The organism is Variovorax sp. P1_H2, from assembly GCF_056405295.1.
Map to the genome: position 1 here is coordinate 1 of NZ_JBFUCJ010000303.1, position 690 is coordinate 690.

Genomic DNA, 690 nt, shown 5'->3' on the forward strand with positions numbered 1-690 from the left:
GTTTGGAAAGACTGGCCATAGCGGGTGATAGCCCCGTACGTGAAAAGACCTGTGTGGTACTGAGCTAACGAAAAGTAGGGCGGGACACGAGAAATCCTGTCTGAATATGGGGGGACCATCCTCCAAGGCTAAATACTCATCATCGACCGATAGTGAACTAGTACCGTGAGGGAAAGGCGAAAAGAACCCCGGGAGGGGAGTGAAATAGATCCTGAAACCGCGTGCTTACAAAAAGTAGGAGCCTCGTAAGGGGTGACTGCGTACCTTTTGTATAATGGGTCAGCGACTTAYATTCAGTGGCAAGGTTAACCGAATAGGGRAGCCGTAGMGAAAKCGAGTCCGAATAGGGCGWTCAGTCGCTGGGTGTAGACCCGAAACCAAGTGATCTATCCATGGCCAGGATGAAGGTGCCGTAACAGGTACTGGAGGTCCGAACCGACTAGTGTTGCAAAACTAGCGGATGAGCTGTGGATAGGGGTGAAAGGCTAAACAAACTTGGAAATAGCTGGTTCTCTCCGAAAACTATTTAGGTAGTGCCTCAAGTATTACCGTCGGGGGTAGAGCACTGTTTTGGCTAGGGGGTCATGGCGACTTACCAAACCAAGGCAAACTCCGAATACCGACGAGTACAGYTTGGGAGACAGAGCACCGGGTGCTAACGTCCGGACTCAAGAGGGAAACAACCCAGAC

At 51.2% G+C, this 690-nt stretch carries 1 rRNA gene; it reads left to right on the forward strand.

What is annotated here, in order from left to right:
- Positions 1 to 690: ribosomal RNA gene (locus AC1D2E_RS36035) — 23S ribosomal RNA — on the forward strand; the annotation flags it as partial.